The organism is Streptomyces sp. NC-S4 (assembly GCF_054353315.1).
In genome coordinates this window covers 2,824,023-2,849,712 of the sequence record NZ_CM135937.1, presented here as the reverse complement: position 1 = coordinate 2,849,712, position 25,690 = coordinate 2,824,023, and the positions used below count along the sequence as shown (strand labels likewise).

22 protein-coding genes and 1 other RNA gene are annotated in these 25,690 nt (G+C 73.8%); 10 read left to right on the top strand and 13 right to left on the bottom strand.

What is annotated here, in order from left to right; genetic code table 11:
- Window positions 1–305: 305 nt before the first annotated feature.
- From ACXNSR_RS12400 to ACXNSR_RS12390, 3 genes are read left to right on the top strand one after another with little or no spacing between them, the layout of a single operon-like run.
- The gene (locus tag ACXNSR_RS12400) at window positions 306–1,166 is read left to right on the top strand and encodes a Nif3-like dinuclear metal center hexameric protein (RefSeq protein ID WP_458642120.1); all 861 of its coding nucleotides are present in this window, start codon (window positions 306–308) and stop codon (window positions 1,164–1,166) included.
- Window positions 1,163–1,906: a zinc ribbon domain-containing protein gene (locus ACXNSR_RS12395; RefSeq protein ID WP_458643284.1), complete on the top strand. Its 744-nt coding sequence runs from the start codon at window positions 1,163–1,165 to the stop codon at window positions 1,904–1,906. The genes ACXNSR_RS12400 and ACXNSR_RS12395 overlap by 4 nt, the downstream gene beginning before the upstream one ends.
- Complete coding sequence (locus ACXNSR_RS12390; RefSeq protein ID WP_458642119.1) at window positions 1,906–3,222, top strand: bifunctional RNase H/acid phosphatase; 1,317 nt, start codon at window positions 1,906–1,908, stop codon at window positions 3,220–3,222. The genes ACXNSR_RS12395 and ACXNSR_RS12390 overlap by 1 nt, the downstream gene beginning before the upstream one ends.
- 537 nt (window positions 3,223–3,759) lie before the next feature.
- Here the strand turns inward: ACXNSR_RS12390 and rnpB are convergent.
- Window positions 3,760–4,161: RNase P RNA component class A (rnpB, locus tag ACXNSR_RS12385), an RNA gene on the bottom strand.
- 87 nt (window positions 4,162–4,248) lie between these two features.
- Between rnpB and ACXNSR_RS12380 the strand changes: the two genes are divergently transcribed.
- Complete coding sequence (locus ACXNSR_RS12380; RefSeq protein ID WP_458642118.1) at window positions 4,249–4,983, top strand: MerR family transcriptional regulator; 735 nt, start codon at window positions 4,249–4,251, stop codon at window positions 4,981–4,983.
- A complete protein-coding gene (locus ACXNSR_RS12375) occupies window positions 4,980–5,816 on the top strand; it encodes a hypothetical protein (RefSeq protein ID WP_458642117.1) in 837 nt (278 codons plus the stop codon). The genes ACXNSR_RS12380 and ACXNSR_RS12375 overlap by 4 nt, the downstream gene beginning before the upstream one ends.
- Here the strand turns inward: ACXNSR_RS12375 and ACXNSR_RS12370 are convergent.
- The 3 genes from ACXNSR_RS12370 to ACXNSR_RS12360 all read right to left on the bottom strand — a co-directional run bounded on the left by ACXNSR_RS12370 (window position 5,813) and on the right by ACXNSR_RS12360 (window position 11,134).
- A complete protein-coding gene (locus tag ACXNSR_RS12370; protein ID WP_458642116.1) occupies window positions 5,813–7,255 on the bottom strand; it encodes an RNB domain-containing ribonuclease in 1,443 nt (480 codons plus the stop codon). The genes ACXNSR_RS12375 and ACXNSR_RS12370 overlap by 4 nt on opposite strands.
- Window positions 7,256–7,362: 107 nt before the next feature.
- A complete protein-coding gene (locus tag ACXNSR_RS12365; protein ID WP_458642115.1) occupies window positions 7,363–9,180 on the bottom strand; it encodes a peptidoglycan recognition protein family protein in 1,818 nt (605 codons plus the stop codon).
- A 58-nt stretch (window positions 9,181–9,238) separates the two neighbouring features.
- Window positions 9,239–11,134 carry a PhoX family protein gene (locus ACXNSR_RS12360; RefSeq protein ID WP_458642114.1) on the bottom strand — a complete coding sequence of 632 codons (1,896 nt, stop codon included), beginning with the start codon at window positions 11,132–11,134 and terminating at the stop codon, window positions 9,239–9,241.
- Window positions 11,135–11,702: 568 nt separating this feature from the next.
- Between ACXNSR_RS12360 and yaaA the strand changes: the two genes are divergently transcribed.
- Window positions 11,703–12,506 (top strand): peroxide stress protein YaaA, encoded by an 804-nt coding sequence (gene yaaA, locus ACXNSR_RS12355; protein ID WP_458642113.1) that lies wholly within the window; start codon window positions 11,703–11,705, stop codon window positions 12,504–12,506.
- Window positions 12,507–12,625: 119 nt separating this feature from the next.
- Here yaaA and ACXNSR_RS12350 read toward each other — a convergent pair whose 3' ends face one another.
- Together ACXNSR_RS12350 and ACXNSR_RS12345 are read right to left on the bottom strand one after the other, a co-directional pair.
- A complete protein-coding gene (locus ACXNSR_RS12350; RefSeq protein ID WP_458642112.1) occupies window positions 12,626–13,375 on the bottom strand; it encodes a bifunctional DNA primase/polymerase in 750 nt (249 codons plus the stop codon).
- 170 nt (window positions 13,376–13,545) lie between these two features.
- Window positions 13,546–14,157 (bottom strand): TetR/AcrR family transcriptional regulator, encoded by a 612-nt coding sequence (locus ACXNSR_RS12345; protein WP_458642111.1) that lies wholly within the window; start codon window positions 14,155–14,157, stop codon window positions 13,546–13,548.
- A gap of 84 nt (window positions 14,158–14,241) precedes the next feature.
- Between ACXNSR_RS12345 and ddaH the strand changes: the two genes are divergently transcribed.
- Window positions 14,242–15,111, top strand: coding sequence for a dimethylargininase (gene ddaH, locus ACXNSR_RS12340; protein WP_458643283.1), 870 nt, complete (start codon window positions 14,242–14,244; stop codon window positions 15,109–15,111).
- A 7-nt stretch (window positions 15,112–15,118) separates the two neighbouring features.
- Here ddaH and ACXNSR_RS12335 read toward each other — a convergent pair whose 3' ends face one another.
- Together ACXNSR_RS12335 and ACXNSR_RS12330 are read right to left on the bottom strand one after the other, a co-directional pair.
- Entirely contained in the window at window positions 15,119–16,117 is a 999-nt protein-coding gene (locus tag ACXNSR_RS12335; RefSeq protein ID WP_458642110.1) for a small ribosomal subunit Rsm22 family protein, read from the bottom strand.
- 106 nt (window positions 16,118–16,223) lie between these two features.
- Window positions 16,224–17,537, bottom strand: coding sequence for a Bcr/CflA family multidrug efflux MFS transporter (locus ACXNSR_RS12330; protein WP_458642109.1), 1,314 nt, complete (start codon window positions 17,535–17,537; stop codon window positions 16,224–16,226).
- Window positions 17,538–17,645: 108 nt separating this feature from the next.
- Between ACXNSR_RS12330 and ACXNSR_RS12325 the strand changes: the two genes are divergently transcribed.
- The 3 genes from ACXNSR_RS12325 to ACXNSR_RS12315 all read left to right on the top strand — a co-directional run bounded on the left by ACXNSR_RS12325 (window position 17,646) and on the right by ACXNSR_RS12315 (window position 19,921).
- Window positions 17,646–18,407, top strand: coding sequence for an SDR family oxidoreductase (locus ACXNSR_RS12325; protein ID WP_458642108.1), 762 nt, complete (start codon window positions 17,646–17,648; stop codon window positions 18,405–18,407).
- Between the two features lie 63 nt (window positions 18,408–18,470).
- A complete protein-coding gene (locus ACXNSR_RS12320; RefSeq protein WP_458642107.1) occupies window positions 18,471–19,334 on the top strand; it encodes a PhzF family phenazine biosynthesis protein in 864 nt (287 codons plus the stop codon).
- Complete coding sequence (locus ACXNSR_RS12315; RefSeq protein WP_458642106.1) at window positions 19,331–19,921, top strand: GNAT family N-acetyltransferase; 591 nt, start codon at window positions 19,331–19,333, stop codon at window positions 19,919–19,921. The genes ACXNSR_RS12320 and ACXNSR_RS12315 overlap by 4 nt, the downstream gene beginning before the upstream one ends.
- A gap of 59 nt (window positions 19,922–19,980) precedes the next feature.
- Here ACXNSR_RS12315 and efeU read toward each other — a convergent pair whose 3' ends face one another.
- From efeU to ACXNSR_RS12290, 5 genes are all read right to left on the bottom strand, one after another.
- Window positions 19,981–20,838: an iron uptake transporter permease EfeU gene (efeU, locus tag ACXNSR_RS12310; RefSeq protein WP_458642105.1), complete on the bottom strand. Its 858-nt coding sequence runs from the start codon at window positions 20,836–20,838 to the stop codon at window positions 19,981–19,983.
- Window positions 20,839–20,864: 26 nt separating this feature from the next.
- The gene (gene efeB / locus ACXNSR_RS12305) at window positions 20,865–22,172 is read right to left on the bottom strand and encodes an iron uptake transporter deferrochelatase/peroxidase subunit (RefSeq protein WP_458642104.1); all 1,308 of its coding nucleotides are present in this window, start codon (window positions 22,170–22,172) and stop codon (window positions 20,865–20,867) included.
- A gap of 32 nt (window positions 22,173–22,204) precedes the next feature.
- Window positions 22,205–23,359 carry an iron uptake system protein EfeO gene (efeO, locus tag ACXNSR_RS12300; protein ID WP_458642103.1) on the bottom strand — a complete coding sequence of 385 codons (1,155 nt, stop codon included), beginning with the start codon at window positions 23,357–23,359 and terminating at the stop codon, window positions 22,205–22,207.
- A gap of 190 nt (window positions 23,360–23,549) precedes the next feature.
- Complete coding sequence (locus ACXNSR_RS12295) at window positions 23,550–24,377, bottom strand: heme ABC transporter ATP-binding protein (protein WP_458643282.1); 828 nt, start codon at window positions 24,375–24,377, stop codon at window positions 23,550–23,552.
- A 56-nt stretch (window positions 24,378–24,433) separates the two neighbouring features.
- Window positions 24,434–25,648, bottom strand: a complete 1,215-nt coding sequence (locus ACXNSR_RS12290; RefSeq protein WP_458642102.1) for a FecCD family ABC transporter permease — start codon at window positions 25,646–25,648, stop codon at window positions 24,434–24,436.
- Window positions 25,649–25,690: the final 42 nt, after the last annotated feature.

The window sequence follows — 25,690 nt, the reverse complement described above, 5'->3', positions numbered from 1 at the left end:
CCCCGGGACCCGGCCGCTCCGCCGCGGAAGGGCCGACGGCGCAGTGAAGGGCCGGGCCGGCGCCGGGCCCGGAGCCGGCGCCGGGGCCCCTCCGCAGCCGGGCCCGGGTCCCGCCGCCGTCACGGCCTGGGCGTCCTCCCGGGGCCCGGGACGGGGAGGCGCTGGACCGGACCGGCGCCCGGGCCGGGCGCGGCGGTCCCGGGCCCGGGCGGGAATCTGATCATTTGTCCGCCCCGGAGGGGTGGGGCCCCGTCCGGCGGGGCTGGCCTGACCGGGACGGTCGCCCCGGACGGTAGCCTTGGCCCGTGCCCCGTCTCTCTGAAGTCATCGCCGCGCTGGACGCTCTCTGGCCCCCCTCGCGGGCCGAGCAGTGGGACGCCGTCGGAACCGTCTGCGGCGACCCGGACGCCGAGGTCACCCGGGTCCTGTTCGCCGTGGACCCCGTCCAGGAGATCGCCGACGAGGCGGTGAAGCTGGGCGCCGACCTGATCATCACCCACCACCCCCTCTACCTGCGGGGCACCACCACCGTCGAGGCCGGCACCTTCAAGGGCCGCGTCGTGCACACGCTGATCAAGAACGACATCGCGCTGCACGTCGCCCACACCAACGCCGACACCGCCGACCCGGGAGTCTCCGACGCCCTCGCCGGCGCCCTCGGCCTGCGGATCACCGGCCCGCTCGTGCCCGACCCGAGCGACCCGGAAGGCCGCCGGGGCCTCGGCCGGATCTGCGAACTGGACCACCCCGAGACCCTGCGCGAGTTCGCCGCCCGCGCCGCGGCCTGGCTGCCGCCGACCGCCCAGGGCATCCGTGTGGCCGGCGACCCGGACGCGCTGGTCCGCCGCGTCGCCGTCAGCGGCGGCTCCGGCGACAGCCTCTTCGCGCAGGTCCGCGCCGCCGGTGTGGACGTGTTCCTGACCGCCGACCTGCGCCACCACCCGGTCTCCGAGGCCCGCGAGACGAGCCGCCCGCTCGCCCTCGTCGACGCCGCCCACTGGGCCACCGAGTGGCCCTGGTGCGAGCAGGCCGCGGCCCAGCTCGACGCGATCTCCGAGCGCCACGGCTGGGGTCTGCGTACCCACGTCTCGCGCACGGTCACCGACCCGTGGACGGCCCACGCGCCGTCCGTCACACCCCCTTCTATCTCTGGAGCCCCCAACTGAACGCCGAGCCCGCCGACCAGATCCGACTTCTCGACGTCCAGGCGCTGGACGTCCGGCTGTCTCAGCTCGCCCACAAGCGCAAGTCGCTGCCCGAGCACGCCGAGCTCGACTCGCTCACCAAGGACCTGGCGCAGCAGCGCGACCTGCTCGTCGCCGCCCAGACCCAGGCGAGCGACACCGCGCGCGAGCAGACCAAGGCGGAGCAGGACGTGGACCAGGTGCGCCAGCGCGCCGTCCGCGACCAGCAGCGGCTCGACTCGGGCGTGGGCATCTCGGCCCGGGACCTGGCGAACCTGCAGAGCGAGGTCGTCTCCCTCGCCAAGCGCCAGGGCGACCTGGAGGACGTGGTCCTGGAGGTCATGGAGCGCCTGGAGGGTGCGCAGGAGCGCGTCTCCGAGCTCACCGAGCGCGTCTCGGCCCTGGACGCCAAGACCGCGGACGCCACCGCGCGCCGCGACGCGGCGACCGCCGAGATCGACACCGAGGTCGCGAAGGTCACCAAGGACCGCGAGGTCATCGTCGGGTCCATGCCGGCCGACCTGATGGCGCTGTACGAGAAGATCCGCGTCAAGCAGGGCGGGGTCGGCGCCGCGCGCCTCTACCAGCGCCGCTGCGAGGGCTGCCGGCTGGAGCTCGACATGGCCGAGGTCAACGAGATCAAGGCCGCGGCCCGCGACCAGGTCGTCCGTCACGAGAACTGCGGCCGCATCCTGGTCCGTACGGCCGACTCGGGCATCTGATGCCGCGGTTTGTCGTGGAGGCGGACGGCGGGTCCCGGGGCAACCCGGGGCCGGCCGGCTACGGCGCGGTGGTGCTCGACCCGGCGACGGGCGAGACGCTGGCCGAGCGTGCCGAGTACATCGGCGTCGCGACGAACAACGTGGCCGAGTACAAGGGCCTGATCGCCGGGCTCGCGGCGGCCCGTGACCTGGCGTCCGACGCGCAGGTCCTGGTCCGGATGGACTCCAAGCTGGTCGTCGAGCAGATGTCGGGCCGCTGGAAGATCAAGCACCCGGACATGAAGCCGCTCGCGGCCGAGGCCGCGCGGATCCTGCCGCGCACCCAGGTGACGTACGAGTGGATCCCGCGCGAGCGGAACAAGCACGCGGACCGGCTCGCGAACGAGGCGATGGACGCGGGCAAGCGCGGCGAGCAGTGGGAGCCGTCGGCGTCCACGGCCGTCCTCGACCACGGCGCGGCGCGCGCCCTGGCCACCCCGCCGCCGGCCGGGCCGCCGGGGGACGCGACGAAGGGCGCCGCGGCCGTCCGCGCGGCCCTGGTCGCCTCTTCGGGAGCCGCGGCCACGGCCGCCCAGGAGGTCGCCGACTCGCTGTTCGCCGACGCCGAGGCCCTGGCGGAAGCGATCGAGCCCTGCCTCGACGCCGATGCCCCGGCGGTCGCCGCGGGCAGTCACGGCTGGGGCCCGGACATGGGGGCGCCGGCCACCTTCGTGCTGCTGCGGCACGGCGAGACCGCCCTCACCCCGCAGAAGCGCTTCTCCGGCAGCGGCGGCAGCGACCCCGAACTGTCCCCGGCCGGCCTGCGGCAGGCCGCCGCCGTGGCCGAGGCGCTCGCCGCCCGCGGCACCATCCAGAGCGTCATCAGCTCCCCGCTGCGCCGCTGCCGGGAGACCGCCCGGGCGGTCGCGGACCGCCTCGGCCTCGGCGTCACGGTCGAGGAGGGCCTGCGCGAGGTGGACTTCGGGGCGTGGGAGGGCCTGACCTTCGCCGAGGTGCAGCAGCGCTTCCCGGACGACCTCCAGGCCTGGCTGGACTCCCCGAAGGCGGCCCCCACGGGCGGCGGCGAGAGCTTCGCGTCCGCCACCCGCCGGATCTCGGCCACCCGCGACCGCCTGCTGTCCGCCCACGCGGGCCGTACGGTCCTGCTGGTCACCCACGTGACCCCGGTCAAGATCATGGTCCGCCTCGCCCTGGGCGCCCCGCCGGAATCCCTGTTCCGCATGGAGCTCTCGGCCGCCTCCCTCTCGGCGGTGGCGTACTACGCGGACGGCAACGCATCGGTGCGTCTCCTGAACGACACGTCCCACCTGCGGTAGCCCTGGCGGGGGGCCGGGCGGGGTCCGGGCTCGGTGCGGTACCCCTGGCGGGGGGCCGGGCGGGTGCGGGTTGGTGCGCGGGGCCGGGGAGGGGTGTCTCCTCGGCTCGGCGCGTGCGGGCGTGTCTCGGCAGTACCCGGTGGTTGCGCGCTCGTCCTGCGGGGACACCCCTCCCCGTCCCCGCTCCCCACGCGCCGGGGCGGCTCTGAGGCACTGCCGGAGCACCGGCCGGAGGTGCACGCCGTGGGCCGGCTTCGGGGCACTGCTGGGCACGGGCCGGGGGTACTGGTGGGGCACGCGTCGGGGCGGCTTCGGGGTGCTGTCGGAGCACTGCCGTGGGGCGGGGACACGGCGGAGTGTCCCCGCAGGACGAGCGCGCACCACCGGGCACCGCCGCGACATGCCGAACCGCGCGAGCCGAGGAGACACTCCGGCGGGGCACCGCCCCACACCACCCAGCCCCGCCGGCGCTTGAGGCGCGGGGCCCGGGGGCAGAGCCCCCGCAACGGCGCCGCACCCGAACGGGAGTGGAAGCGGCAGACGAGCCGGCCTGTACGCCGGGTTCTGTCGCCCGGTGACCTCGCGGTCGCCGGGGAGACGGCCATCCATCTAGGACCGGTGTTGCCACCGGCCTCGTGCGGTCTACCCGCGAACTCGGGCGGGCAGCCCTCGAGCGTTCGCGCAGACCCGTCCGGGGACGGATCCTCTTGACCTTGCTCCGGGTGGGGTTTACCTAGCCGCCTGAGTCACCTCAGGCGCTGGTGGTCTCTTACACCACCGTTTCACCCTTACCGGGGGCCGAAGCCCCTGGCGGTCTGTTTTCTGTGGCACTGTCCCGCGGGTCACCCCGGGTGGCCGTTAGCCACCACCCTGCCCTGTGGAGCCCGGACGTTCCTCGGCGGGATCCGAGGATCCCGACGCGGCCGCCCGGCCGACTCGTCTGCCGTGGCGACCATGTTACCCGGGGCGACGGTCGCGCTTGACCTCGCTTGACCTTGACGCAGCGGCAGGGTTTCTACTGGGGTCATGCGGATCGGAGAGATCGCCGCGGTCGTCGGGGTCACCACCCGCGCGATCCGGCACTACCACCATGTCGGGCTGCTCCCGGAACCGGAGCGGCGCCCCAACGGCTACCGGGCCTACAGCCTCCGTGACGCCGTCCTGCTGGCCCGCGTACGCCGGCTCACCGAGCTCGGGCTCAGCCTCGACGAGGTGCGGGACGTCCTCGCGGACGACGCAGGGCGCGAACTGGCCGAGGTCCTCACGGAACTCGACGCCGACCTCGCCCGGCAGGAGGCCGAGATCCAGGAGCGGCGCCGCCGGCTCGCCGTGCTGCTCGCCGCCGGGCCCGGGGAGGCCGAACCGCTCTCTCCCGGGCTGGCCGAGCTGCTGGCGAAGGCGCCGCCGACCGACTCGCCCGCCGCCGCCAAGGACCGCGAACACCTGACCCTGCTCGACGCGACGGGCGTGGCCGGGCAGGAGGTCTACGCCGCGCTCGGGCCGCTGGCCGCCGATCCCGCCGTGCTCGCCCTGTACGTGCGCCTCGACGAGCTCGCCGACGCGCCCGTGGACGATCCGCGGATCCCGCCCCTGGCGGCGGAGCTGGTGGCCGCCGTCCCGGACGAGGTGTTCGCCGCGATCCCCTCCGACGGGGTGGTCGTGACCGGGTTCACGGAGGCGCTGCTCGCCGAGTACGCGCCCGCGCAGGCCGAAGTCGTCCGCCTCGTCATGGAGGCGTTCATCGAGAGGGGGCGGGGATGACCCGCATACGGGCGGCACGGATCGCCGTCACCGCCGTCGTCCCGGCGGAGCTGGCGCTCGTGGTGTGCCTGGCGGCCGGGGTGCGCCCGCCCGGGTGGGCGCTCGCCGCCACCGAGGCGCTCCTCCTCGGCGTGCTGCTGCTGGAGGCCTGGGTGCTGCACGGCCTCTACGCGGCCGAACGCGCCCGCGGCGCGGACCGCCGGGCCGCCGGACGCGCGGCGGTCCGTGCCGTGGTCCCGGTGCAGGTGCGACGGCTGGTGCGGCACGAGCTGCGCGCCGTCGCCTCCCTCGGCCGGTGGGCCGTGCGCACCAAGCACGGGGTGCGCGCCGGGGACCTCGCCGCCGCGTACACCGGACCGCAGACGGCCATGATGTACGGGATGCTCTTCGTGTCGGTGATCGAGACGGTCGGCCTGGCGCTGCTGATCCCCTGGCCGACGGTGCACCGGATCGTGCTCGTGCTGGACGTGTACACGGTCCTGCTCGTCCTCGCCCTGCATGCCTCCTGCGTCACCCGGCCGCACGTGGTCCGCCCCGACGGGTCCCTGCGGATCCGCTACGGGGCGCTGTTCGACCTGGCCGTACCGGCGGACGCGGTGGCCTCGGTACGGGTGGACCGGCGCTATCCCGAGGGCCGGCTGGTCACGCTGTCCGAGGACGGGGTGCTCGACCTCGTCGTCGGCAGCCAGACCTCCGTCACCCTGGAACTGAACCGGCCGCTCCCCTTCACCCGGCCGCTCGGCGCCACGGGCGAGGCCCGGACCGTCCGCTTCCACGCCGACGACCCGCGCGCCCTGGTCACCGCCCTGCGCCGGCAGCCCGCGGCCCCCTAGGCCGGCGCGAAGAGGATCTTCGACGTGCCCGGGTCGGCCTCCGCCAGCCGGACCCGGATCCGTTCGCCCAGGGGCAGGTCGAGCGCGGTGGACCGGACGCGGCCGACTACCGCCGGGTCCTCCAGGTGGACCGTGCCCACCAGCGGCTCCCGGTCCTTGACGTCGATGACCGTGGCCTCGAAGGTCTCCCCGACCCGGTCCTTCAGCACGGCGGCCTCGACCAGGTCCACGGACTCGCGTTCCACCGTGTTCGCCAGCCGGCCGCCCTCCGCCATCTCGTCCGGGAGGGCGGGGAGCGCCGCCGTCACCCACTCCGGCGGTTCGGTCCCGGCCACCGCCGCCACGCACAGCTCCCCGGCGTACCGGTCGACGAGGCGGCGCAGCGGCGCGGTGCAGTGCGTGTACGGGGCCGCCACCGCGGAATGGATCGCCGGGTCGGGGCTCTCGCCACCGCTGAAGGACGTGTAGCCCGCGCCGCGCAGCAGGGCCGTGCACTCCTGGAGGAAGGCGGCGTGGGCGGGGCGGTGCGGGTCGAGGGAACGCACGAGTTCGGCGTACGGCACGTGGTGCGGCCAGTCGATCCGCAGGGCCTTCGCCGTCCGCCGGAGCCTGCCGACCGCGCCGTCGGGGGCGCTGGGCAGCGTACGCAGGATTCCGGTGCCGGTGGCCAGCATCAGGTCGGCCGCGGCCATGCCGGTCATAAGGGAGAGCTGCGCGTTCCAGCCGTCGGCGGCAAGCGGGGCGCGGTAGGCCAGGGAGTACGTGCCGTCGCGCGCGACGATCTCCTGCTCGGGCACGTTGAGGGAGATGCCGCCGCGTGCCCGTTCCAGGGCCTCGCGGAGCCGGCCGACGTCCTTCAGGAGCGCGAGCGGCTCCTCCGCCGTGCCGGTGTCGATGGCCTTCTGCACGCCGTCGTAGTCGAGCCGGGCCCGGCTGCGGATCAGTGCGCGGCGGACGTCGACGGTCTCGACCCGGCCGTCGGGGTCCAGGTCGAAGCGCCACACCAGGGCCGGGCGGACCTGGTCGGGCAGCAGGCTGGCGGCGCCCTCCGAGAGGACGGCCGGGTGCAGCGGGACCCTCTCGTCGGGGAAGTAGAGGGTGGTCACGCGGCGGTGGGCCTCGGCGTCGAGCGCGCCGCCGGGGGTGACGAACGCGGCGACGTCGGCGATGGCGTAGTGCACCCGGTATCCGCCGCCGGAGCGCTTCGCCAGGTGCATGGCCTGGTCGAGGTCGACGGAGCCCGGCGGGTCGATCGTGAAGAAGGGGATCTCCGTATTGTCCGGGCCGGGGAGGCGGGGGTGCGCCGCCGCGTGCTCGGCCTCGGCGAGGACCGCGGCCGGGAACGCCTCTGGCACCTCCAGCTCCGTCCGCAGTTCACGCAGCGCGGCCCGCAGAGCAGCCCCGTCTGCGCCGGTCATGTGCATCTGACGGCGTGGCATGGACCGAGCCTATGGTCGGGCGGCGCGGACGGCACGGCGAGCGGGCGGTGATGTCCTCCGCGCACCACCCCCCGCCCGCATGCCGCCCCCCCCAGGGGGGGAGTCCCCTAGAACTGCCCCCGGTTCAGGGCGGTCTGGAGCGCCCGTACGGTGGCCGGGCCCCAGGCGCCGTCCACGGCCAGACCGGCTCCGATCATCTTGTTGAGGTGGGTCTGCAGCGCCTTGTACGTCGCGGGACCCGCGGCCCCGTCCACCACCAGCCCGGCGTTGCTCCAGGTGTTCAGGTGGCGCTGGAGGCCCCGTACGGAGTTCGGACCCCACTGGCCGTCGACGGCGACGCCGATGACCTTCTGCGTGGCGCGGATGGTGGCCGGACCCCACTGGCCGTCGACGGTCAGCATCGCGCCGTTGTCGAGATAGCCGTTGTAGGCGGCTTCGGTGGCCGGACCCCACAGGCCGTCGGCGCCCGCCCCGACCTTCTGCTGGAGCCAGCGCACGCCGGCGTCGGTCTTGGGGCCCCAGATGCCGTCGGCATCCAGCGCCGGGCTGTAGCCGAGCGCGTTGACGGCCTGCTGCTGCGCCTTGACCGAGCGTACCGAGGTCATGCCCCCGCCGCCCGAGCCCGAGCCGGTGCCGCCCGTGTGGGCCGAGTACGCGGCTTCGGTGGCCGGTCCCCACAGGCCGTCGGCGCCCGCCCCGACCTTCTGCTGGAGCCAGCGCACGCCGGCGTCGGTCTTCGGGCCCCAGATGCCGTCGACCTCCAGCGCCGGGCTGTAGCCGAGCTGGTTGACGGCCTCCTGCTGCGCCGCGATGGTCCGGACCTGCGTCATGCCGCCGCCTGCGCTGCCGCCGGAGTCGCCGCCGAGGTCGCCCGTACCGGTGTGGACCGGCAGGGTGGACGCGTTCATTCCGCCCTGGACCCAGGCCCGCAGGCCGGGCCCCGGGCACTGCGTGGACTGGCCGGAGAGCCCGCCGTGCCACGTCATCGCCAGGGTTCGGCCGGTCCGGGAGTTCGCCTGGTTGTAGAGGGCGCGGATGGCCGACAGCGCGCGGGGGGTCGCGTCGCCGTCCTCCCCGATGAAGCAGACCCCGATGTGGGTGGTGTTGTGCCCGGTCGCGTGGGCGCCGGCCACGTCCCAGCCGCGGCCCTCGTAGATCCGCCCCTCGACGTCGACGAGGAAGTTGTAGCCGATGTCCGACCAGCCGTTGGAGTCCATGTGGTAGTTCTGGATCTGGCGTACCGTCTGGCTCGCCGGCCCCGCGGAGTAGTGCACGGTGAATCCGGTGCGGCTGCCGGGATCGACCCGGGTCACCTCACGCGGCGGCCTGGCGCCCCATTGGCTGCGGGAGTAGAGGAAGAGCGGCCGGGAGGGCTTGGGGGGAGTGGGGTCCGGCTCGCCGGGCCCCAGGACCGGGTAGAACCCCTGTATGTGCGGATAGAGGTTCCCGGGGCACTCGGTGTTGAAGACGTCCCGGTGTCCGCGGATGATGGGGCCCGCCGAGTGGTTCTCCCGCAGGTGGGCGATCAGCTCGCGGATGGAGTCGAGCATGGCCCGCGAGGGCTGGTCCTCGCTCTCGATCAGACCCATGACGGCGTAGTAGTCCTGGTTGGCGCCCACGGTCTGCGTGCCGTTCGCCTCCGAGCGCACCTGGGTGCCCGTGCCCTCGAAGATGCCGCCGTGCTGGCAGACGACGAAGCTGTAGGGGATGTCGTTGAACTGCTCCTGGAGGAACGGCCAGGGATACATCGCCGTCAGCTGCACGCTCCGCATCTGGCCGTAGCACCTGTCGTGCTCGTACACGGGCCAGCTGCCGGCGCCGTGGTGGTGGATGACCACCCCGCCCTGCCAGGGCTTCCAGGACAGCCTCTGCGGCTTGAAGGGGGCCCTGGCTCCCCATTCGCTTCGACTGATGATCGTGACCACAACGTCCTCCGTGAACGTAATGCCGTGGGTGGGGGTGGGGGTGAGGGGGCGGCGGTGCTCAGCGCGCGCCGATGACGCCGCCGTCCGCGCGGCGGACGACGATCGTGGCCGAGCGGGGACGGCCCGCCGGGTCGCGGTCGGGCCAGTTGCTGACGGCCCGCGGGTTCTCCGGCGTGGGCTCCCCCCAGGCCGCCGTGCGCTCTCCGGGGTGCTGGATGCTGACGAACATCGTCCGCAGGTCCGGGGTGAGCACGGCCGCGGTGACCTCCGCGCCCCGCGGCGCGGTCAGGAAGCGCCGGACCCCGCCGCGCGGTGCGGCGACCAGCACCGCGTTGTTGCCGAGGCCCTCGTGGTCCGCCCGGCCCACCGCGTGGTTGGAGATCCCGGTCTGGATCCACAGCCGTCCGGCGGCGTCGAACGCGAGGCCCTTCGGCGAGCCGAACGTACCGGCGTCCGGCAGCGCGCCCTCGCCCTGCGCCTGATCGCCGCCGAGTACGACGACGTCCCAGCCGAAGCGGTCGGACGCACCGGTACCGGCTTCCTCCCGCCAGCGGACGACGTGCCCGTACGGGTTGGTGTCACGGGGGCCGCCGGAGCCCTGGCCGGGGTGGTGGCCACCGGTGCCGTTGGCCAGCGCGCAGTAGACGTCCTGGCTGTTCGGGCTGACGGTGATCTGCTGGGGCCGGTCGAGGGGCGTGGCACCGAGGGCGTCGGCGGCTTCCCGGGCGCGCAGCAGGACGTCGGCCTGGTCCTGCCAGCCCAGCGCCGAGGTCAGCGGCCCGTGCCCGTGCGACAGCGGCAGCCAGCGGCCGGTGCCGTCCTCCTCGAAGCGCGCCACGTGGAGGGTGCCGTGGTCCAGCGGACTGCGGCCCTTCGACCGGTGCGCCTTCCAGGGGCCGTCCCCGACGAACTTGTAGAGGTAGCCGCCGTCCTGGTCGTCGCCGCTGTAGACGACGGCCCGCCCGCCCGATTCGGTCACCGCCGCCGAGGAGTGGTTGAAGCGGCCCAGAGCGGTCCGCTTGACCGGGGTGCGCTGTGCGGCGAAGGGGTCGATCTCCAGGATCCAGCCGAAGCGGTGCGGCTCGTTGCCGTTGGCGGCGAGGTCGAAGCGCGGGTCCGCCTCGTGCCAGCGCCTCCCGTGGCCGTTCGCGCCGAGGCCGTAGCGTCGCTGGGTGCGGGTCGGCCGCCAGGCCGGGTCGGCCGTACCGAACCATGCGTTCGTGTTCTCCTCGCAGGCCAGGTACGTGCCCCAGGGCGTCACCCCGTACCCGCTGTTGCTCAGCGTGCCCACCGGCGGGCGTCCGGTCCGCAGCGCCGGGTGGTCCGCCCCGACCGGCCCGGAGAAGGTGACGGGGCTGGTGCCGGTGATCCGGGCGTTGCGCCGCGAGTCGAGGATGCGCCAGTCGCCGCGCCCGGTCTGCTCGACCTCCACGACGCTGACGCCCTGGGCGGCGAGCTCCTTGGCGATCCGGTCCCCGGCCGGCCCGGCTGCGCCCGCGTCGTGGTGGAGCAGGGCGGGGTCCGCGGACTCGTGGTTGATCACGAGCATTCCGCGGCGGCTGCCGGCCGGACCGCGGTACAGCGGGAAGAAGTGCGTTCCGCTGTGGTGGGACCCGATCTGCAGGGCCTGGTCGGCGGCGGAGCCGGAGCCGTCCTTGCGCCAGGCCGGACCGCCCGGACGTATCGGCTGCCCCCACGGAGCGAGCGTCTGTGCCGTGTAGCCCGCGGGCAGGGTGATCGCGTCGGCGTCGCTGACGGGTACGGCGGTGAAGCCGAGTTCCGCGGTGTCCGGGCCCGCCCCGTCCGGACCGGTGCCGGTCCGGCCCGCGGCGGACGCCGGGGACGCGGAGAGGCCGGCGGCCGCCACCGCGAGGGCGCCGGTGAGCAGCACGCCCCGCCGGGACATCCGGGCGGCGACCACGTCCGTGAAGGACGGGCTCGGGTGAGGGGACATAGGGCACGGCTCCTGACTGGGCGAGCGGCAGAAGGGGACGCCGCAACGAGTGGGGAGAAGGGTGCGGCCGGCTGTGGAGGCGGTCCCGGCCACGGGATCTCGTCGGCGAACTGCGAAGACCCTAGGGCAGATTCGGGCCACGACAGGGTGTCCCAGGGCGTCCCACCGGCCCGGATGCGGGTTCGGGACGGCGGGTGGGCCCGTGCGGGCGGCAGGCCGTGACCGGTGCGCACGTGATTCCGGGTGATCGGAACCCCAGTGGGCGCGGTGCCCGTCCCGGGATGTTCCGGGGGTCTGTGGGACGGCGAACGGGCCCGCGCGGCGGCTGTGTTGCCCGATGAGGCCGCCGGATCCGGCCGTGACCGCCGCTCCGGCCCGGGCAGGCGTACCCGACTGCGGCATCGGCGGCGGGGCCACCGTACAGGCCCGTCACGTCAGGGGCCACGACTGGCGTGATCATGCCGGATGCCGGGCCTGCGGCCGGCGAGCGAGGTGGGGTGGGTGCCGGGCCGTCTACCCTGGCTCGGGGGCCGCACCCCCTGCGACGTCGTACCGAAGGAGAACCACCGTGCTCGTGCTGCTGCCGCCGTCCGAAGGAAAGGCCGCCGGCGGCTCCGGCGCACCCCTGAAGCCGGAGGCGCTCTCCCTGCCCGGTCTGGCCCCGGCCCGTGCGGCGGTGCTGGAGGAGCTGGTCGAGCTGTGCGCGGCGGACGAGCTGAAGGCGCGCGAGGTGCTGGGCCTGAGCGAGGGCCTGCGCGGCGAGGTCGCCAAGAACGCCGAGCTGCGCACGGCGGGGGCCCGTCCGGCGGGCGAGATCTACACGGGCGTGCTGTACGACGCGCTGGGCCTGGCCGACCTGCCCGCGGCGGCGCGGGCGACGGCCGAGGACGCGCTGCTCGTCTTCTCGGGGCTGTGGGGCGCGGTGCGGATCGGCGACGCGATCCCCTCGTACCGCTGCTCGATGGGGGTGAAGCTGCCCGGGCTGGGCGCGCTGGGCGCGTACTGGCGGGGTCCGATGGCCGAGGTCATGCCGGAGGCGGCCGGGGACGGGCTGGTGCTGGACCTGCGGTCGGCGGCGTACGGGGCCGCGTGGAAGCCGAAGGGCGAGGTGGCGGGGCGGACCGCGACCGTCCGGGTGCTGCACTCGCAGCTGGCGGACGGGGTGGAGAAGCGGTCGGTGGTGAGCCACTTCAACAAGGCGACGAAGGGGCGGCTGGTCCGGGACCTGCTGCTGGCCGGAGCCGCTCCGGCTTCGCCCGCGGAGCTGGTCACGGCCCTGCGGGACCTGGGGTACGTGGTCGAGGCCGAGGCCCCCGCGAAGGCGGGCAGGGCCTGGTCCCTCGACGTGGTGGTCACGCAGATCCACCACTGAGCCGGGCCCGGCGCCGTTGCCGGGGACGCTACCCGGCCCCCCGCGTCTCGAACGCCGGCGTTTGAGGCGCGGGGTGCGGGGCGGAGCCCCGAAAGACCGAGTGGCGGCGGCCTCCGGGGCTACTGGCCCAGGGGCCAGGCCACCGTGGCCGGGGTGCCGTCGGTCGAGCCCGCGTACGCGGCGCAGGCGTCCGTGAGGGTTTCGAGGAGGGTGAGCGGGTCCGGGAGGGGGTGCTCCATGCCGCGGATCCAGGTCACCGCGTGGTCACCGGGGAGGGCCGCCGGCGGGACCAGGACGTAGCTGCCGCGGCAGTGCCAGCGCAGGCCCGGGTGTTCGTCCATCGTCTCGGGGTGGCAGTCCAGCGCGCACGGCCACCACTCGTCCTCGTCCTCGGGGGTGCCGCGGGTGGCGGTGAAGAAGAGCATCCGGGCCTGGTCACCGGTGCCGCCCGACTCGGCGACGGGGCCCACCTTGATCCCGGCGAGCAGGAGCCGGTCGAGGGCGTCGGTGCCGGCTTCCAGCGGGACGTCGAGCACGTCGTGGACCATGCCGGTCGCGGTGATGAAGTTGGCCTGGGGCTGGTTGCGCGCCCAGCGCTCGACCTGTGCGCGGTCGGTGGTCGACTGGGTCTGCCAGGCGAAGGAGACGGGGTGCCGTGCGGGCGTCGGACAGCCGATCCGGTCGCACGAACACCGGTAACCGGCGGGATGGGCGGCGGGGGCGAGCGGCAGGCCCGCGGCGGCGACGGCCAGGAGGAGCGCCTCGCGCTCCGCTCCCGGATCCTCGGCGGTGGGTTTCTGCCGCCGGCGCAGCCACTGGGAAATCCTGCTCTGCTCGCCGCGTTTGACGCGGCCGGACTCAGACCCCATCTATCCCCTCACCTCACCGTATCCCCGGCGGACCAACCCATGGTCCCACCATCCTGAGCCCCGGGTGACCGCTCTTGACGACCGGGGGGTTGGGGATGCGCATCCGAAAACCCACACATAACCATAGAAACAGGCCAAATGTTCTCGGCCGTTCTTCGAATCCTTGCCCGCTATCGGGCGGTGACGTTGGCCACCCCGCCCAGCACCCGGTCCACGAGCGCGTCGGCGTACGCGTGCGTCAGGGGCGCGGTGCGCATCAGCCAGCGGTAGGTGAGCGGTCCGACGAGCATCTCGACGGTGAGGCGCAGGTCCGTGTCCGGCGCGATCCGGCCGGCCTCCCGGGCCGCGCGCAACCGGTCCTCGTACAGGGCGAGCTGCGGCTCCAGCAGCTGCTCGGTGAAGCGGGCGCCGAGCTCGGGGTCGGTGGCCCCGGCCGCCGTCAGGGCGCGCGTGGGGGCGTCGTACTTCTCGTCGTTGAACTGGTCGACGGTCAGCCGCAGGACGTGCTTCAGGTCGGCGGCGAGGTCCCCGGTGTCGGGGAAGCCGGTCCACTCGGCCTCCGTCTCGGCGTCGCCGAAGAGGGCCAGCGAGGCGTCGAGGAGGACGGCGGCCTTCGACGGCCACCAGCGGTAGATGGTCTGCTTGCCGACGCCCGCGCGGGCGGCGATGGCCTCGATGGTCAGCTTGTTGTAGCCGACCTCCCCGACGAGGGCGAGCGCGGCGTCGAGGATGGCGCGCCGGGAGCGGTCGCTGCGGCGGGTGGCGTCAGGGGTCTTGGGCATGGCCCGAAAGTATCAAAGCGAGACGTCTCGTCTTTCCATAGGTTTGCGTAAACCACCCAATCAGTTCACTGTGCTGTCCACGTGTTGGAGAGACGATTCTCTTCAGCACTCGCCCAGAGTCGTGTAAGTCGTGAGGAGCCTTCTTTGCGCAGAGACGCCACACCCCGGCGCTACCTGATGTGCCCACCCGCACACTTCAAGGTCACGTACTCCATCAATCCGTGGATGGATCCCACGAAACCGGTGGACCTGCCCCTCGCACTGGCCCAATGGGAAGACCTGAGGGACCGCTACCGCTCCCTCGGCCACATCGTCGAGACCCTCGAACCCGACCCCGCGCTGCCCGACATGGTCTTCGCGGCGAACGGGGCCCTCGTCGTCGACGGCCGCGTCCTCGGGGCCCGGTTCGCCTATCCGGAACGGGCCGCCGAGGCCGAGAAGCACCTGGACTGGTTCCGTACCCACGGCTACCCCGACATCCACGAGCCGTCCCACGTCAACGAGGGCGAGGGGGACTTCGCGGTCACCGAGAACTACATCCTGGCCGGCCGGGGCTTCCGCTCCAGTCCGCTCTCGCACGACGAGGCCCAGGAGTTCTTCGGCCGCCCGGTCATCGGCCTCGACCTGGTGGACCCGCGCTACTACCACCTGGACACGGCGCTCAGCGTCCTCGACGGCGACGAGATCATGTACTACCCGGACGCCTTCTCGCCCGGCAGCCAGGGAGTGCTCAGACGGCTCTTCCCGGACGCCCTGATCGCCGACGGCCGGGACGCGGCCGCCCTCGGCCTGAACGCGGTCTCCGACGGCCTGCACGTCCTGCTCCCGCAGGCGGCGACCGGCCTGCTGGAGCCGCTGCGGGACCGGGGGTTCGAGCCGGTCCCGATGGACCTGGGCGAGCTGCTCAAGGGCGGCGGCAGCGTGAAGTGCTGCACCCAGGAGCTGCGGCCCTAGGCACCGGCTACGGCGCCGGGGGCCAGGCCTGGCCCCAGTCGGCGTCGCGGGCGGCCTTGTAGAGGTCGCCGTGGCGCTTGGTCACGTTGACCCGGGTCAGGCCCTCTCCCTCGGGACCGCACAGCTCCAGCAGGACGAGCCCCTTCCGGATCTGCGGCTTCCGCGTGATCCGGGAGGCGGCCGGCCCGGCCGGGAAGCGGGTCGCGGCGACGTAGCTGAACTTCTCGTCCTCGTACGGGAGCGAGCCGCCCTTTACCTTCCGGTGCAGGGAGGACCGGCTGACCCGCGCCGAGAAGTGGCACCAGTCCTTGCCGACCTCGATCGGACAGGTCCCGTCGTGCGGGCAGGGGGCGGCGATCCGCAGCCCCGCCCCGATCAGCTGGTCACGGGCCTCGCGGATGCGCAGGTACCCCTCCGGCGTGCCCGGCTCGATCAGCACCACGGCCTGGCCGGCCCGCGCGGCCTCGGCGACGACGGCCGTGCGCGCCTGCGGGGTCAGCTCGCCGAGTACGTAGGACACCGTCACCAGGTCGGCCTCGGGCAGGCTCAGCCCCGAGCCGATGACGGCCCGCCGCCACGCGGCCCCGCGCAGCACCTCGGAGGTGGAGGCGGCCGCCAGTTCCCGGCCGAGGTCCAGGGCCGGTTCCGCCCAGTCCAGCACCGTGGTCTCCCGCGGGCCGTCCCAGGTGGCGTCCACCGCCCAAGTCGCGGCGCCAGTGCCGCCGCCCACGTCCACGTGCGAGCCCGGCGCCCAGTCGGGGGCCGCTTCGGCCAGCCCGTCGAGGGCGCTGCGGACGGCCTCGAAGGTGGCGGGCATCCGGTACGCCGCGTACGCCGCCACGTCGGAGCGGTCGCGCAGTACGGGCGCGTCGGTCGGGGTCTGCCCCCGGTAGCTGGCGATGAGCCGCTCGACGGCGGCCGCGGCCTGCTTGGGCGGGAGTCCGTCGAGCAGCCCGCCGAGGGTGCTGCGCAGGGTTTCGGCGGAGGTGGGGGCGGAGGCGTTCACCAGCGAAGTTTATGCCGCTGGGTCCGGTGCGGGCCGCCGGGTCCGGTGCGGCTCGAAGATCGGGGCTCCGCCCCGGACCCCGCGCCTCAGCCCCGGACCCCGCGCCTCAGACGCCGGCCGGGCCGGATGCGGCGGGCGCGGTCTGCCAGGGGCGGCACAGGCCGAGGAAGGTGCTCACGGCGAGGAGGGCGCACACCAGCTGGACCAGCGCCATCGGCACCGCCGTGTCCTCGCCCGCGATCCCCACCAGCGGCGAGGCGATCGCGCCGATCAGGAACGAGGAGGTGCCGAGCAGGGCGGAGGCCGATCCGGCCGCGTGCGGGGTCCGCATCAGGGCCTGCGCGTTGGTGTTCGGCAGCACCACGCCCATGGCCGACATCAGGACGAACAGGGCGGCGGCGATCGGGGTCAGCCCGACCTCCCCGAACACTCCGGTCGACATCAGCAGCAGCGACACCGCGGCGGTCAGGACCACCGCGAGCCCGACGCCCAGCACCTTGTCCAGGCGGACCCGGCCCACCAGCAGCTTGCCGTTGACCTGGCCGACGAGGATCAGGCCGACGGAGTTGAGCCCGAAGAGCAGGGAGAAGGCCTGGGGCGAGGCCCCGTAGATCTCCTGGATCACGAACGGCGAGGCGGATATGTAGGAGAAGAGCACGGCGAAGGAGAAGCCGCCGGTCAGGGTGTAGCCGGCGAAGACGCGGTCGCCGAGCAGCCCGCGCATGGTCCGCAGGGCGGAGCCGACACCGCCGGTGTGCCGCCGCTCGGGCGGCAGGGTCTCGCCGAGGCCGCGCCAGACCATCAGGGTGAGCACCGTGCCGACGGCGGTGAGGACGAGGAAGACCCCGCGCCAGTCGGCGAAGCGCAGCACCTGGCCGCCGATCAGCGGGGCGATGATCGGTGCGGCCCCGGATATGAGCATCAGCGTGGAGAAGAAGCGGGCCATCTCGTCCCCGTCGTACAGGTCGCGTACGACGGCCCGGGCGATGACGATCGCGGCGGCGCCGGCCAGGCCCTGGAGCAGCCGGAAGGCGATCAGCAGCTCGGTGGTCGGGGCGAGCGCGCAGATCGCGGTGGCCAGGACGTAGACGACCATGCCGATGAGCAGGGGCCGGCGGCGGCCCCACTTGTCGCTCATCGGGCCGATGACGAGCTGGCCCAGGGCCATGCCGGCGAGACAGGCCGTGAGGGTGAGCTGGACGGTCGCGGCAGGGCTGTTCAGGGCGTCGGTGACCTGCGGCAGCGCCGGCAGGTACATGTCCATGGACAGCGGGGGGAGGGCGGTGAGCCCGCCGAGTACGAAGGTGACCAGCAGGCTCGTACGGCGGGCGGCCGTCAGGGGCGCTGCGGCGGTGGGGACAGAGGGCGAATCGGGCGACGAGTCGTGCGAGGCGGCGGTCGCGGGGCCTCTCTCCGACATGCGGGACTCCAGTCTTCTCATCTGATCTACGCACCCCTGACCGCCCCATGCTCTCAGCAATCGGAACGTCCGGGGAACGGAGCGCCGTGTGACGTACCCTGCGGCCCCATGGACGAAAGTACGAAGAAGATCGCCGTGGTGACCGGCGCCGGCTCCGGCATCGGCCGCACCGTGGCCCTGACCCTGGCCGCCGCGGGCTGGGCCGTGGCCCTGGCCGGCCGCCGCACCGAGCCGCTGCAGCAGACCGCCGAGGCGGCCGGGAAGGACGCCGACGTGCTGTGCGTCCGGGCGGACGTGGGCGAACCGGACGACGTCACTGCGCTGTTCGAGTCGGTCCGGGCCCGGTACGGGCGCCTCGACCTGCTCTTCAACAACGCGGGCACCTTCGGGCCGGGCGGGGTCCCGCTGGAGGACCTCACCTACGAGGCCTGGCGCTCGGTCGTCGACGTCAACCTCACCGGCGCCTTCCTCTGCGCGCAGGCCGCCTTCCGGCAGATGAAGCGGCAGGACCCGCAGGGCGGCCGCATCATCAACAACGGCTCCATCTCGGCCCACGTGCCGCGCCCGAACTCCATCGCCTACACCGCGACCAAGCACGCGATGACCGGCCTGACCAAGTCCCTCTCCCTGGACGGGCGGCCGTACCGGATCGCCTGCGGCCAGATCGACATCGGCAACGCGGCGACCGAGATGACCGAGCGGATGCAGACCGGGATCCTCCAGGCCAACGGTCAGCTGGCCGTCGAGCCGGTGATGGACGCGGCCGACGTGGCCCGCACCGTCCTGCACATGGCGGAGCTCCCGCTGGAGGCGAACGTGCAGTTCGCGACCGTGATGGCGACCTCGATGCCGTACATCGGCCGCGGCTGAGCCGCACGATCCGCCGCCCCAAACGCATTGCCAGGCGGCGGGGACGCGGACGATCATGACCGCATGACCGACACCGAGGTACTGCGCTACACCGCTTTCTCCCACGACCCGGACGGCGGCAACCCCGCCGGGGTGGTGCTCGACGCCGCGGGACTGGACGACCGCGCCATGCTGGAGATCGCCGCCGGGCTGGGCTACAGCGAGTCGGCCTTCCTGACGCCCCCGCCCGAGGGGTTCGGCGGTGAGGAGGGCCGGTCATTCACCGTGCGCTACTTCAGCCCGAAGGCGGAGGTCCCCTTCTGCGGGCACGCGACCGTGGCCACGGCCATCGCGCTGGGGGAGCGGATCGGGCCGGGCGAACTCCTCCTCGCCACCCGCGCCGGGACCGTACCGGTCTCCGTCACCTCCGAGGGCGGTCAGCTGCGGGCCACGCTCACCAGCGTCGAGCCGCACACCGAGGAGATCGGCGCGGCGGACCTCGCCGAAGCCCTGGCCGCGCTGGACTGGCCCGAGGCCGACCTGGACCCGGAGATCCCGCCCGCCATCGCCTACGCCGGAGCCCGGCACCTGGTGATCGGCGCCCGCACCCGGGCCCGGCTCGCGGACCTGGCCTACGACTTCGCCCGCCTGGAGGCCCTCATGCGCAGCCTGGACCTCACCACGGTCCAGCTGGTGCACCGGGCCGGCCCGGCGGAGTTCCACGTACGCGACCCCTTCCCGGTCGGCGGCGTGGTCGAGGACCCCGCCACGGGAGCGGCCGCGGCCGCCTTCGGGGCGTACGCCCGCGAGCGCGGCCTGGTCCCGGCGGACGCCGTGCTCACCCTCCACCAGGGAACGGACATGGGCCGCCCCGGGGTGCTCACCGTGGAACTGTGCGAGGGCGACCCGCGCGTCCGGGTCAGCGGCGAGGGCGTCCGCATCCCGTGAGCACCGTCCGGCCCGGCCGGGGTTCCGGGGTGATCGGATGCGCCGAGGCGGACCTGCCCGCAGGGCTGGCGCGGCAGGTCGCGGAGCTGGAGGACGCGGCCTGGCCGGGGGCCGAGCCCGGGCACGACCCCGCCCTGGCCCCGCGGGCCCTGCTCCTGCTGGCCGCGGACGGCACCGTGGCCGCCTCGCTGGCACTGCTGTTCAAGGAGATCCCGCTCGCGGGGCGGGCCTACCGGGCGGCCGGGCTGAGCGCGGTCGTGACCCGGCCCGCGCTGCGCGGCCGCGGGCTCGGCGGCCGGCTGGTCGCGGCGGCCCGCGCCGAGCTGGCGGCCGACCCGGCCGTGGACCTGGCGCTGTTCAGCTGCGACCGGCCCCTGGCCGCCTTCTACGAGGCGGCCGGCTTCGACGTGCTGCCCGGCACGGTCCTGGTGGGCGGAACCCCCGAGGATCCCCTGGCCACCGACGAACCCGGCTTCGACAAGGTGGTGCTCGCGGCCTTCTTCACCGGCGACCCGGACCGGGACCGCGCCGCCTTCACGGGCGTCCGCGTCCCGCTCCACCCCGGAAACACCGACAGGCTGTGGTGACGGGCCCGAAGCCCTTCACCACAGCCTGTCGGCGGCGGCGGCCGCCCGGCCGCCCGCACTCAGCCCGCGGGCGTGGAGTCCGAGTCCGCCGGCCGCACCTTCGGCGCGGGCGCCGGACGGCCGCGGTCCAGGAGGAACAGCGTCAGCACGGGGACCAGGTACAGCACCCACACCGTGAGCTGGAGGACGGTCGGGTCGGGCTGGAAGTTGAAGACGCCCTTGAGCAGGGTCCCGTACCAGCTATCCGGCGGGACCGTCGCGCTGATGTCGAAGGCCTTGTCGCCCAGGCCGCCCAGGAAACGGGCCTCCTGGAGGTCGTGCACCCCGTACGCGAGCACACCCGCGGCCACGATCACCAGCATGGCGCCGGTCCACCGGAAGAACTTCGCCAGATTGATCTTCAGCGTGCCCCGGTAGAAGAGGTACCCCAGCGCGATCGCCGTGGCGATGCCCAGCAGCACACCGATCAGCGGCGCCGAGGAACCCTCGCCACTGGCCCGTACCGACGCCCACACGAACAGCGCCGTCTCCAGGCCCTCCCGGCCGACGGCCAGGAAGGCGGTGGCCACCAGCGCCCCGGTGCCCATGGCCAGCGCCGTGTCGAGCCTGCCGTGCAGATCGGCCTTCAGATGCCGCGCGGTGCGCTTCATCCAGAAGACCATCCACGTCACCAGACCCACGGAGATGATCGACAGGGTGCCGCCGAGCAGCTCCTGCGCCTCGAAGGTCAGCTCCTGGGTGCCGAACTCGAGCATCGCGCCGAAGGCGAGGGACAGCCCGCAGGCGATCGCGATGCCCAGCCACACGGGACGCAGGGCGTCCCGGCGCTCGGTCTTCACCAGGTACGCGACGAGGATGCAGACGACCAGGCTGGCCTCCAGCCCCTCGCGCAGGCCGATCAGATAGTTGCCGAACACGGCGGTTGTTCCTCTCCGGCGGATACTTACGCGAACAGCGTCCGGCCCCACCAGTCGTCCTTGTCACGGACGCCCGGCGGGACGGCGAAGACGGCCGAACCCACGTGCTGGATGTATTCGTTGAGGACGTCGGACCTGGCCAGATTGCGCTGGATCGGAATGAAGCCCTTGCGTATGTCGCGCTGGTAGGCGAGGAAGAACAGGCCCGCGTCCAGGCGGCCCAGTCCGTCCGTGCCGTCGGTGAAGGAGTAACCGCGGCGCAGGATCGTCGCACCGTTGTTGGTGTCCGGGTGCGCGAGGCGCACGTGCGCCTCCGGCTTCATCGCCTTCAGGAACGGCTCGTCGCGCTCCTTGGACTTGCCGACCGGGGCACCCTCGCCCTTGTCACGGCCGAAGATGTCCTCCTGCTCCTGGAGCGGGGTGCGGTCCCAGGTCTCGATGTTCATCCGGATCCGGCGCGCCACCAGGTACGAGCCGCCGGTCAGCCAGTCGCTGCCGTCGCCCGCGCCGACCCACACGTGCTTGTCCAGGGCGGCCTTGTCGGTGCCGGAGATGTTCCGGGTGCCGTCCTTGAAGCCCATCATGTTGCGCGGGGTCTGCTCGTCGGGGGTGGTCGACGAGGTCTTGCCGAAGCCGAGCTGCGACCAGCGCATCGCGGTGCGGCCGAAGCCGATGCGGGCCAGCTGGCGGATCGCGTGCACGGCGACCTGCGGGTCGTCGGCGCAGGCCTGGACGCAGAGGTCGCCGCCGGAGCGGGCCGGGTCCAGGTTGTCGCCGGGGAACAGCTCCAGGTCCACCAACGCCTCGGGGCGCTTGCCCTCCAGCCCGAACCGGCCCTTGGCGAACAGGCCCGGCCCGAAGCCGATGGTCAGGGTGAGCCGGGAGGCCTTCAGGCCCAGCGCCTCGCCCGTGTCGTCCGGCGGTGCCTCCGGGAGGCCGCCGAAGCCGCCCTCGCCGACCGGCAGACCGGCCGTCATCAGCCGGGCCGCCACCGTCCACTCCTTGAGGAGCTTGACCAGTTCCTCGCGGTCCTTCGTCTTCACGTCGAAGGCCGCGAAGTGCAGACGGTCCTGCACCGCGCTCGCGATGCCGGCCTGGTGCTCGCCGTGGAACGGCACGGACGCCCCGGCGGAGGCCGCCGACACCATGTCCGGGCCACTGCCGAAGGCCGCGACCGCACCGCCGGCCGCGGCGGCGCCGAGCGCGAACCCGGCCCCGCCCCAGCCCAGTACCGCACGTCGCGAGGGCGTCGCGGCAGAGGCCGGCGCCGCACCGTCGCCGTCCTGCCGGGACTGCTGCTGCGGCTGCTGCGCAGCCGAGTCCGACTCGGTCATCCTGCTCTCCCGCCTGCTTTCGTCTCTGCCGGTTACTTGGTGACCGCGGCGGCGAGCTTGGAGAGCGGCTCGGCGAGCGCGTTCACGCCGTCCGAGAGCTCCTTGCGCTCCGGCTCGCCGACCTTCTCGTACGAGGTGAACTCGTAGGTGGTCTGGTCGGCGCGGTACTTGTCCAGAAGGGTGTTCAGGGCCGCGAACTGGGTGTCGAGCTGCTTGACCAGCTCCGGGTCGTTCTTCGTGGCTATCGGCTTGAGCAGCTCGTACGCCTTCTGCGCGCCCTCGACGTTGGCCTTGAAGTCGACCAGGTCGGTGTGGGAGTAGCGCTCCTCCTCACCGGTGACCTTGCCGGTGGCGACCTCGTCGAGGAGCTCCTTGGCGCCGTTGGCCATCGAGGTCGGGGTGATCTCCGCCTGGCCGACCTTCTGCTGCCAGTCGGTGAGGTCCGAGAGCAGGGTGTCGGCGAGCTGCTTCTCCCGGTCGCCGATCTTGTTGTCGGCCCACAGGGCCTTCTCCAGGCGGTGCCAGCCGGTCCAGTCCTTCTCCACGTCCTGGCCGGCCTCCAGGCCGTCCTCGCGGACGTCCACCTTCGGGTCGATGTCACCGAAGGACTCGGCGACCGGCTCGGTGCGCTCCCAGCCGATGCGCGAGGCGGCGTAGAGCTTCTTCGCGCCCTCGACGTCACCGGCCCTCACCGCGTCCGCGAAGGCCAGCGCCTTGGGGAGGGTCTCCTGGGCCTGCGCGACCACGTACGCGCGGTAGGCGGCGACCGCGGCGTCCGCCTCGGGGCTGCGCTTCTCCTCGGCGCCGCCCTTGCCGGTGGCCTTGACCTTCTTGGAGATGCCGTCGCCCTTCATGCCGGGCTTGCAGACGATCTCGTAGTCGCCCGCCTTGATCTCGGCGGTGATGGAGGCCTTGGTGCCGGGGCCGATGTTCTCGCGCTCGGTCACGATGCGGGCGTCCGGGAAGAGGACGTAGACCTCGGTGACCTTGGAGCCCTTGTTCTCGACGTCGATCTGCACCTTGCCGGCCGGGAACTCCGTCTTCGACACGTCGCAGGCACTGTCGGACGCCGCCACCTTGATCGCGTCGTCGCCGCCCGCGTCGCTCTTCTGGGAGCAGCCGGTGACGGCGGTCAGTGCGGCCGCCACGGAGGCCGCGGCGATGACAGTGAGGCGGGCGGGGCGCATATGGGGGCTCCTGGCGTCGGACGTTAGGGGCCGCCCCGAGGAGGGAGAGGCCGTTGAGGCGGACCTAACTTAACCGAGGCTTACCTCACCCATACCCCCTCGTACCGTGATTCAGCTCATACGTCTGGGTCCCGGACACGGCCCTGTCACGGCCCCTCCACGACAACCCCATGGCACGGTCAAGCGGAGGTCAAGTCCGTACGGGAACCACCAGCGGGGCCCCGGTGCGCGGGTGCGGGAGGACCTCCACCGGCTGCCGGTAGACCCGGCTCAGCAGCTCGCCCTCGAACACCTCGGCCGGCGGGCCGTCCGCGGCGATCCGCCCGTCGTGCAGGACCGCGGCCCGGTCCGCGTAGGCGGCGGCCAGCCCCAGATCGTGCAGGACGACGACGACCGCGTCCCCGGCGGCCGCCCGCTCCCGGCAGATGCGCAGCACGAGCTCCTGGTGGCGCAGGTCGAGGGCGGCGGTCGGTTCGTCGAGCAGCAGCAGGGGCGCCCGCTGGGCCAGTACGCGGGCCAGGGCGACCCGCGCCCGCTCACCGCCGGAGAGGGCGGAGAAGGGGCGCGCGGCGAAGTCCGTGACCTCGGTGGCGGCCATGGCGACGGCCACCGCCTCCTCGTCGGCCTCGGCGAGGGGGGTGCCGGCCCAGGGCGCGCGGCCCATCCGTACGACGTCCTCCACCGGGAAGGGGAACGACAGCGCGGCCGACTGGGGAAGTACGGAGCGGCGCAGCGCGAGATCCGGGGCGCTCCAGTCGCCCACCGGGCGGCCGTCGATCCGGATCACCCCGGAGGCGGCGGGCAGGTCGGCGGCGAGCGCGCCCAGCAGCGTGGACTTGCCCGCGCCGTTCGGGCCGACCAGCGCCAGCACCTCGCCGGCCCGGGCGGTCAGGCCGATCCCGGCGAGGACCTCGCGCTGCCCGAGCCGCAGGTGCAGGTCCACGGCCTCGGCGACGGCGTCGCCCGGGGCGGGGCGGGCCGGGACGGTCCTGCGGGTGCGGGTGAGCAGCCCGGTCAGCCTGCGGGGTGTCCTGCCGGACGGGTTGTTCTTAGGGCTGCTCGTCGGCTTGCCGGTCACGCCCAGCCTCCTTGCTTGCGGCGGGTGCGGCGCAGCAGCCAGAAGAAGAACGGGCTGCCGAGCAGTGCGGTCAGCACGCCGAGAGGCAGCTCGGCGGGCTGGGCGAGGGTACGGGCGGCCAGGTCGCCCGCGACCAGGACGACGGCGCCGGCGAGGGCACTGCCGGGGACCAGGAAGCGGTGGCCGGGGCCGTTGGCCATGCGCAGCAGGTGCGGGACGAGCAGGCCGATGAAGGTGATGACGCCGGCCACGGCGACGGCGGCGGCGGTGAGCAGCGCGACGACCAGGATGAGGGAGAGGCGCAGTCGTTCGACGTCGATGCCGAGGTGGCGGGCCGGGCGTTCGCCGAGGGAGAGCAGGTCGAGGCGGCGGGAGTAGAGGGGCGCGATCAGCAGGCCGGCGACGGCGCAGGGCAGGACGGCGAGGACCTTGGGCCAGGTGGCCTGGGCGAGGGAGCCGAGCTGCCAGAAGGTGATCTGGTTGACCTGGCCGCTGTCCGCGAAGAAGACGAACAGGCCGATGAGGGCGCCGGCGAAGGCGTTGACGGCGATGCCGGTGAGGATGAGGGTGACGACCTCCGTCTTCCCGCCGTTGCGGGAGAGGAGGTAGACGGAGCTGACGGTGATCAGGCCCGCGATGAACGCGCAGACGGTGATCGTCCAGTTGCCGAAGAAGCTGAGGCCGAGGCCGATGGCGGCGACCGCGCCGACGGCGGCGCCGGCGGAGATGCCGATGACGCCGGGCTCGGCGAGGGGGTTGCCGAAGACGCCCTGCATGAGTGCGCCCGCGCAGCCGAGGCTGGCGCCGACGAGCAGGGCGAGCACCACGCGGGGGAGCCGGACGTTCCACAGCACGCTCTCGCCGACCCGGTCGAGGGGGGCTCCCCCGAGGCCGAGGTGGTGCTGGACGGAGGCGAGGACGTCGGTGAGGGGGATGTCGTAGGCGCCGACTCCTGCGGAGATCAGGGCGAGCAGGGCGAGGGTGGCGACCAGGGCGGTGGTGAGCAGGGCGGGCCTGCGGTTGCCGCCGCGGCTGCCGCTGCGGGGCTTTGGGGGGTTGGTGGCAGGGGTTTCGCCGGGGCCGGGGGCGGTGGCGGCGGTTCCGCCGGGGCCGGGCGCGCGCCGGGGCGTCTCCTCGGGCGCCGAATGTGACGAGGGGTCGGAAAGCGCGGCGGCAGTGCATTCGGCGCCCTGCGGGGATCGCCCCGACACGCTCCCGGCCCCGTCGGAACCGTGCGGGGCCGCCATGGTTGT

Coding starts and splice junctions, on each gene's coding strand:
- ACXNSR_RS12390 (WP_458642119.1), top strand. CDS start 1,906: ATGCCGCGGTTTGTCGTGGAGGCGGACGGCGGGTCCCGGGGCAACCCG.
- ACXNSR_RS12380 (WP_458642118.1), top strand. CDS start 4,249: ATGCGGATCGGAGAGATCGCCGCGGTCGTCGGGGTCACCACCCGCGCG.
- ACXNSR_RS12375 (WP_458642117.1), top strand. CDS start 4,980: ATGACCCGCATACGGGCGGCACGGATCGCCGTCACCGCCGTCGTCCCG.
- ACXNSR_RS12370 (WP_458642116.1), bottom strand. CDS start 7,255: ATGCCACGCCGTCAGATGCACATGACCGGCGCAGACGGGGCTGCTCTG.
- ACXNSR_RS12360 (WP_458642114.1), bottom strand. CDS start 11,134: ATGTCCCCTCACCCGAGCCCGTCCTTCACGGACGTGGTCGCCGCCCGG.
- ACXNSR_RS12350 (WP_458642112.1), bottom strand. CDS start 13,375: ATGGGGTCTGAGTCCGGCCGCGTCAAACGCGGCGAGCAGAGCAGGATT.
- ACXNSR_RS12345 (WP_458642111.1), bottom strand. CDS start 14,157: ATGCCCAAGACCCCTGACGCCACCCGCCGCAGCGACCGCTCCCGGCGC.
- ACXNSR_RS12330 (WP_458642109.1), bottom strand. CDS start 17,537: ATGTCGGAGAGAGGCCCCGCGACCGCCGCCTCGCACGACTCGTCGCCC.
- ACXNSR_RS12325 (WP_458642108.1), top strand. CDS start 17,646: ATGGACGAAAGTACGAAGAAGATCGCCGTGGTGACCGGCGCCGGCTCC.
- ACXNSR_RS12320 (WP_458642107.1), top strand. CDS start 18,471: ATGACCGACACCGAGGTACTGCGCTACACCGCTTTCTCCCACGACCCG.
- efeB (WP_458642104.1), bottom strand. CDS start 22,172: ATGACCGAGTCGGACTCGGCTGCGCAGCAGCCGCAGCAGCAGTCCCGG.
- efeO (WP_458642103.1), bottom strand. CDS start 23,359: ATGCGCCCCGCCCGCCTCACTGTCATCGCCGCGGCCTCCGTGGCGGCC.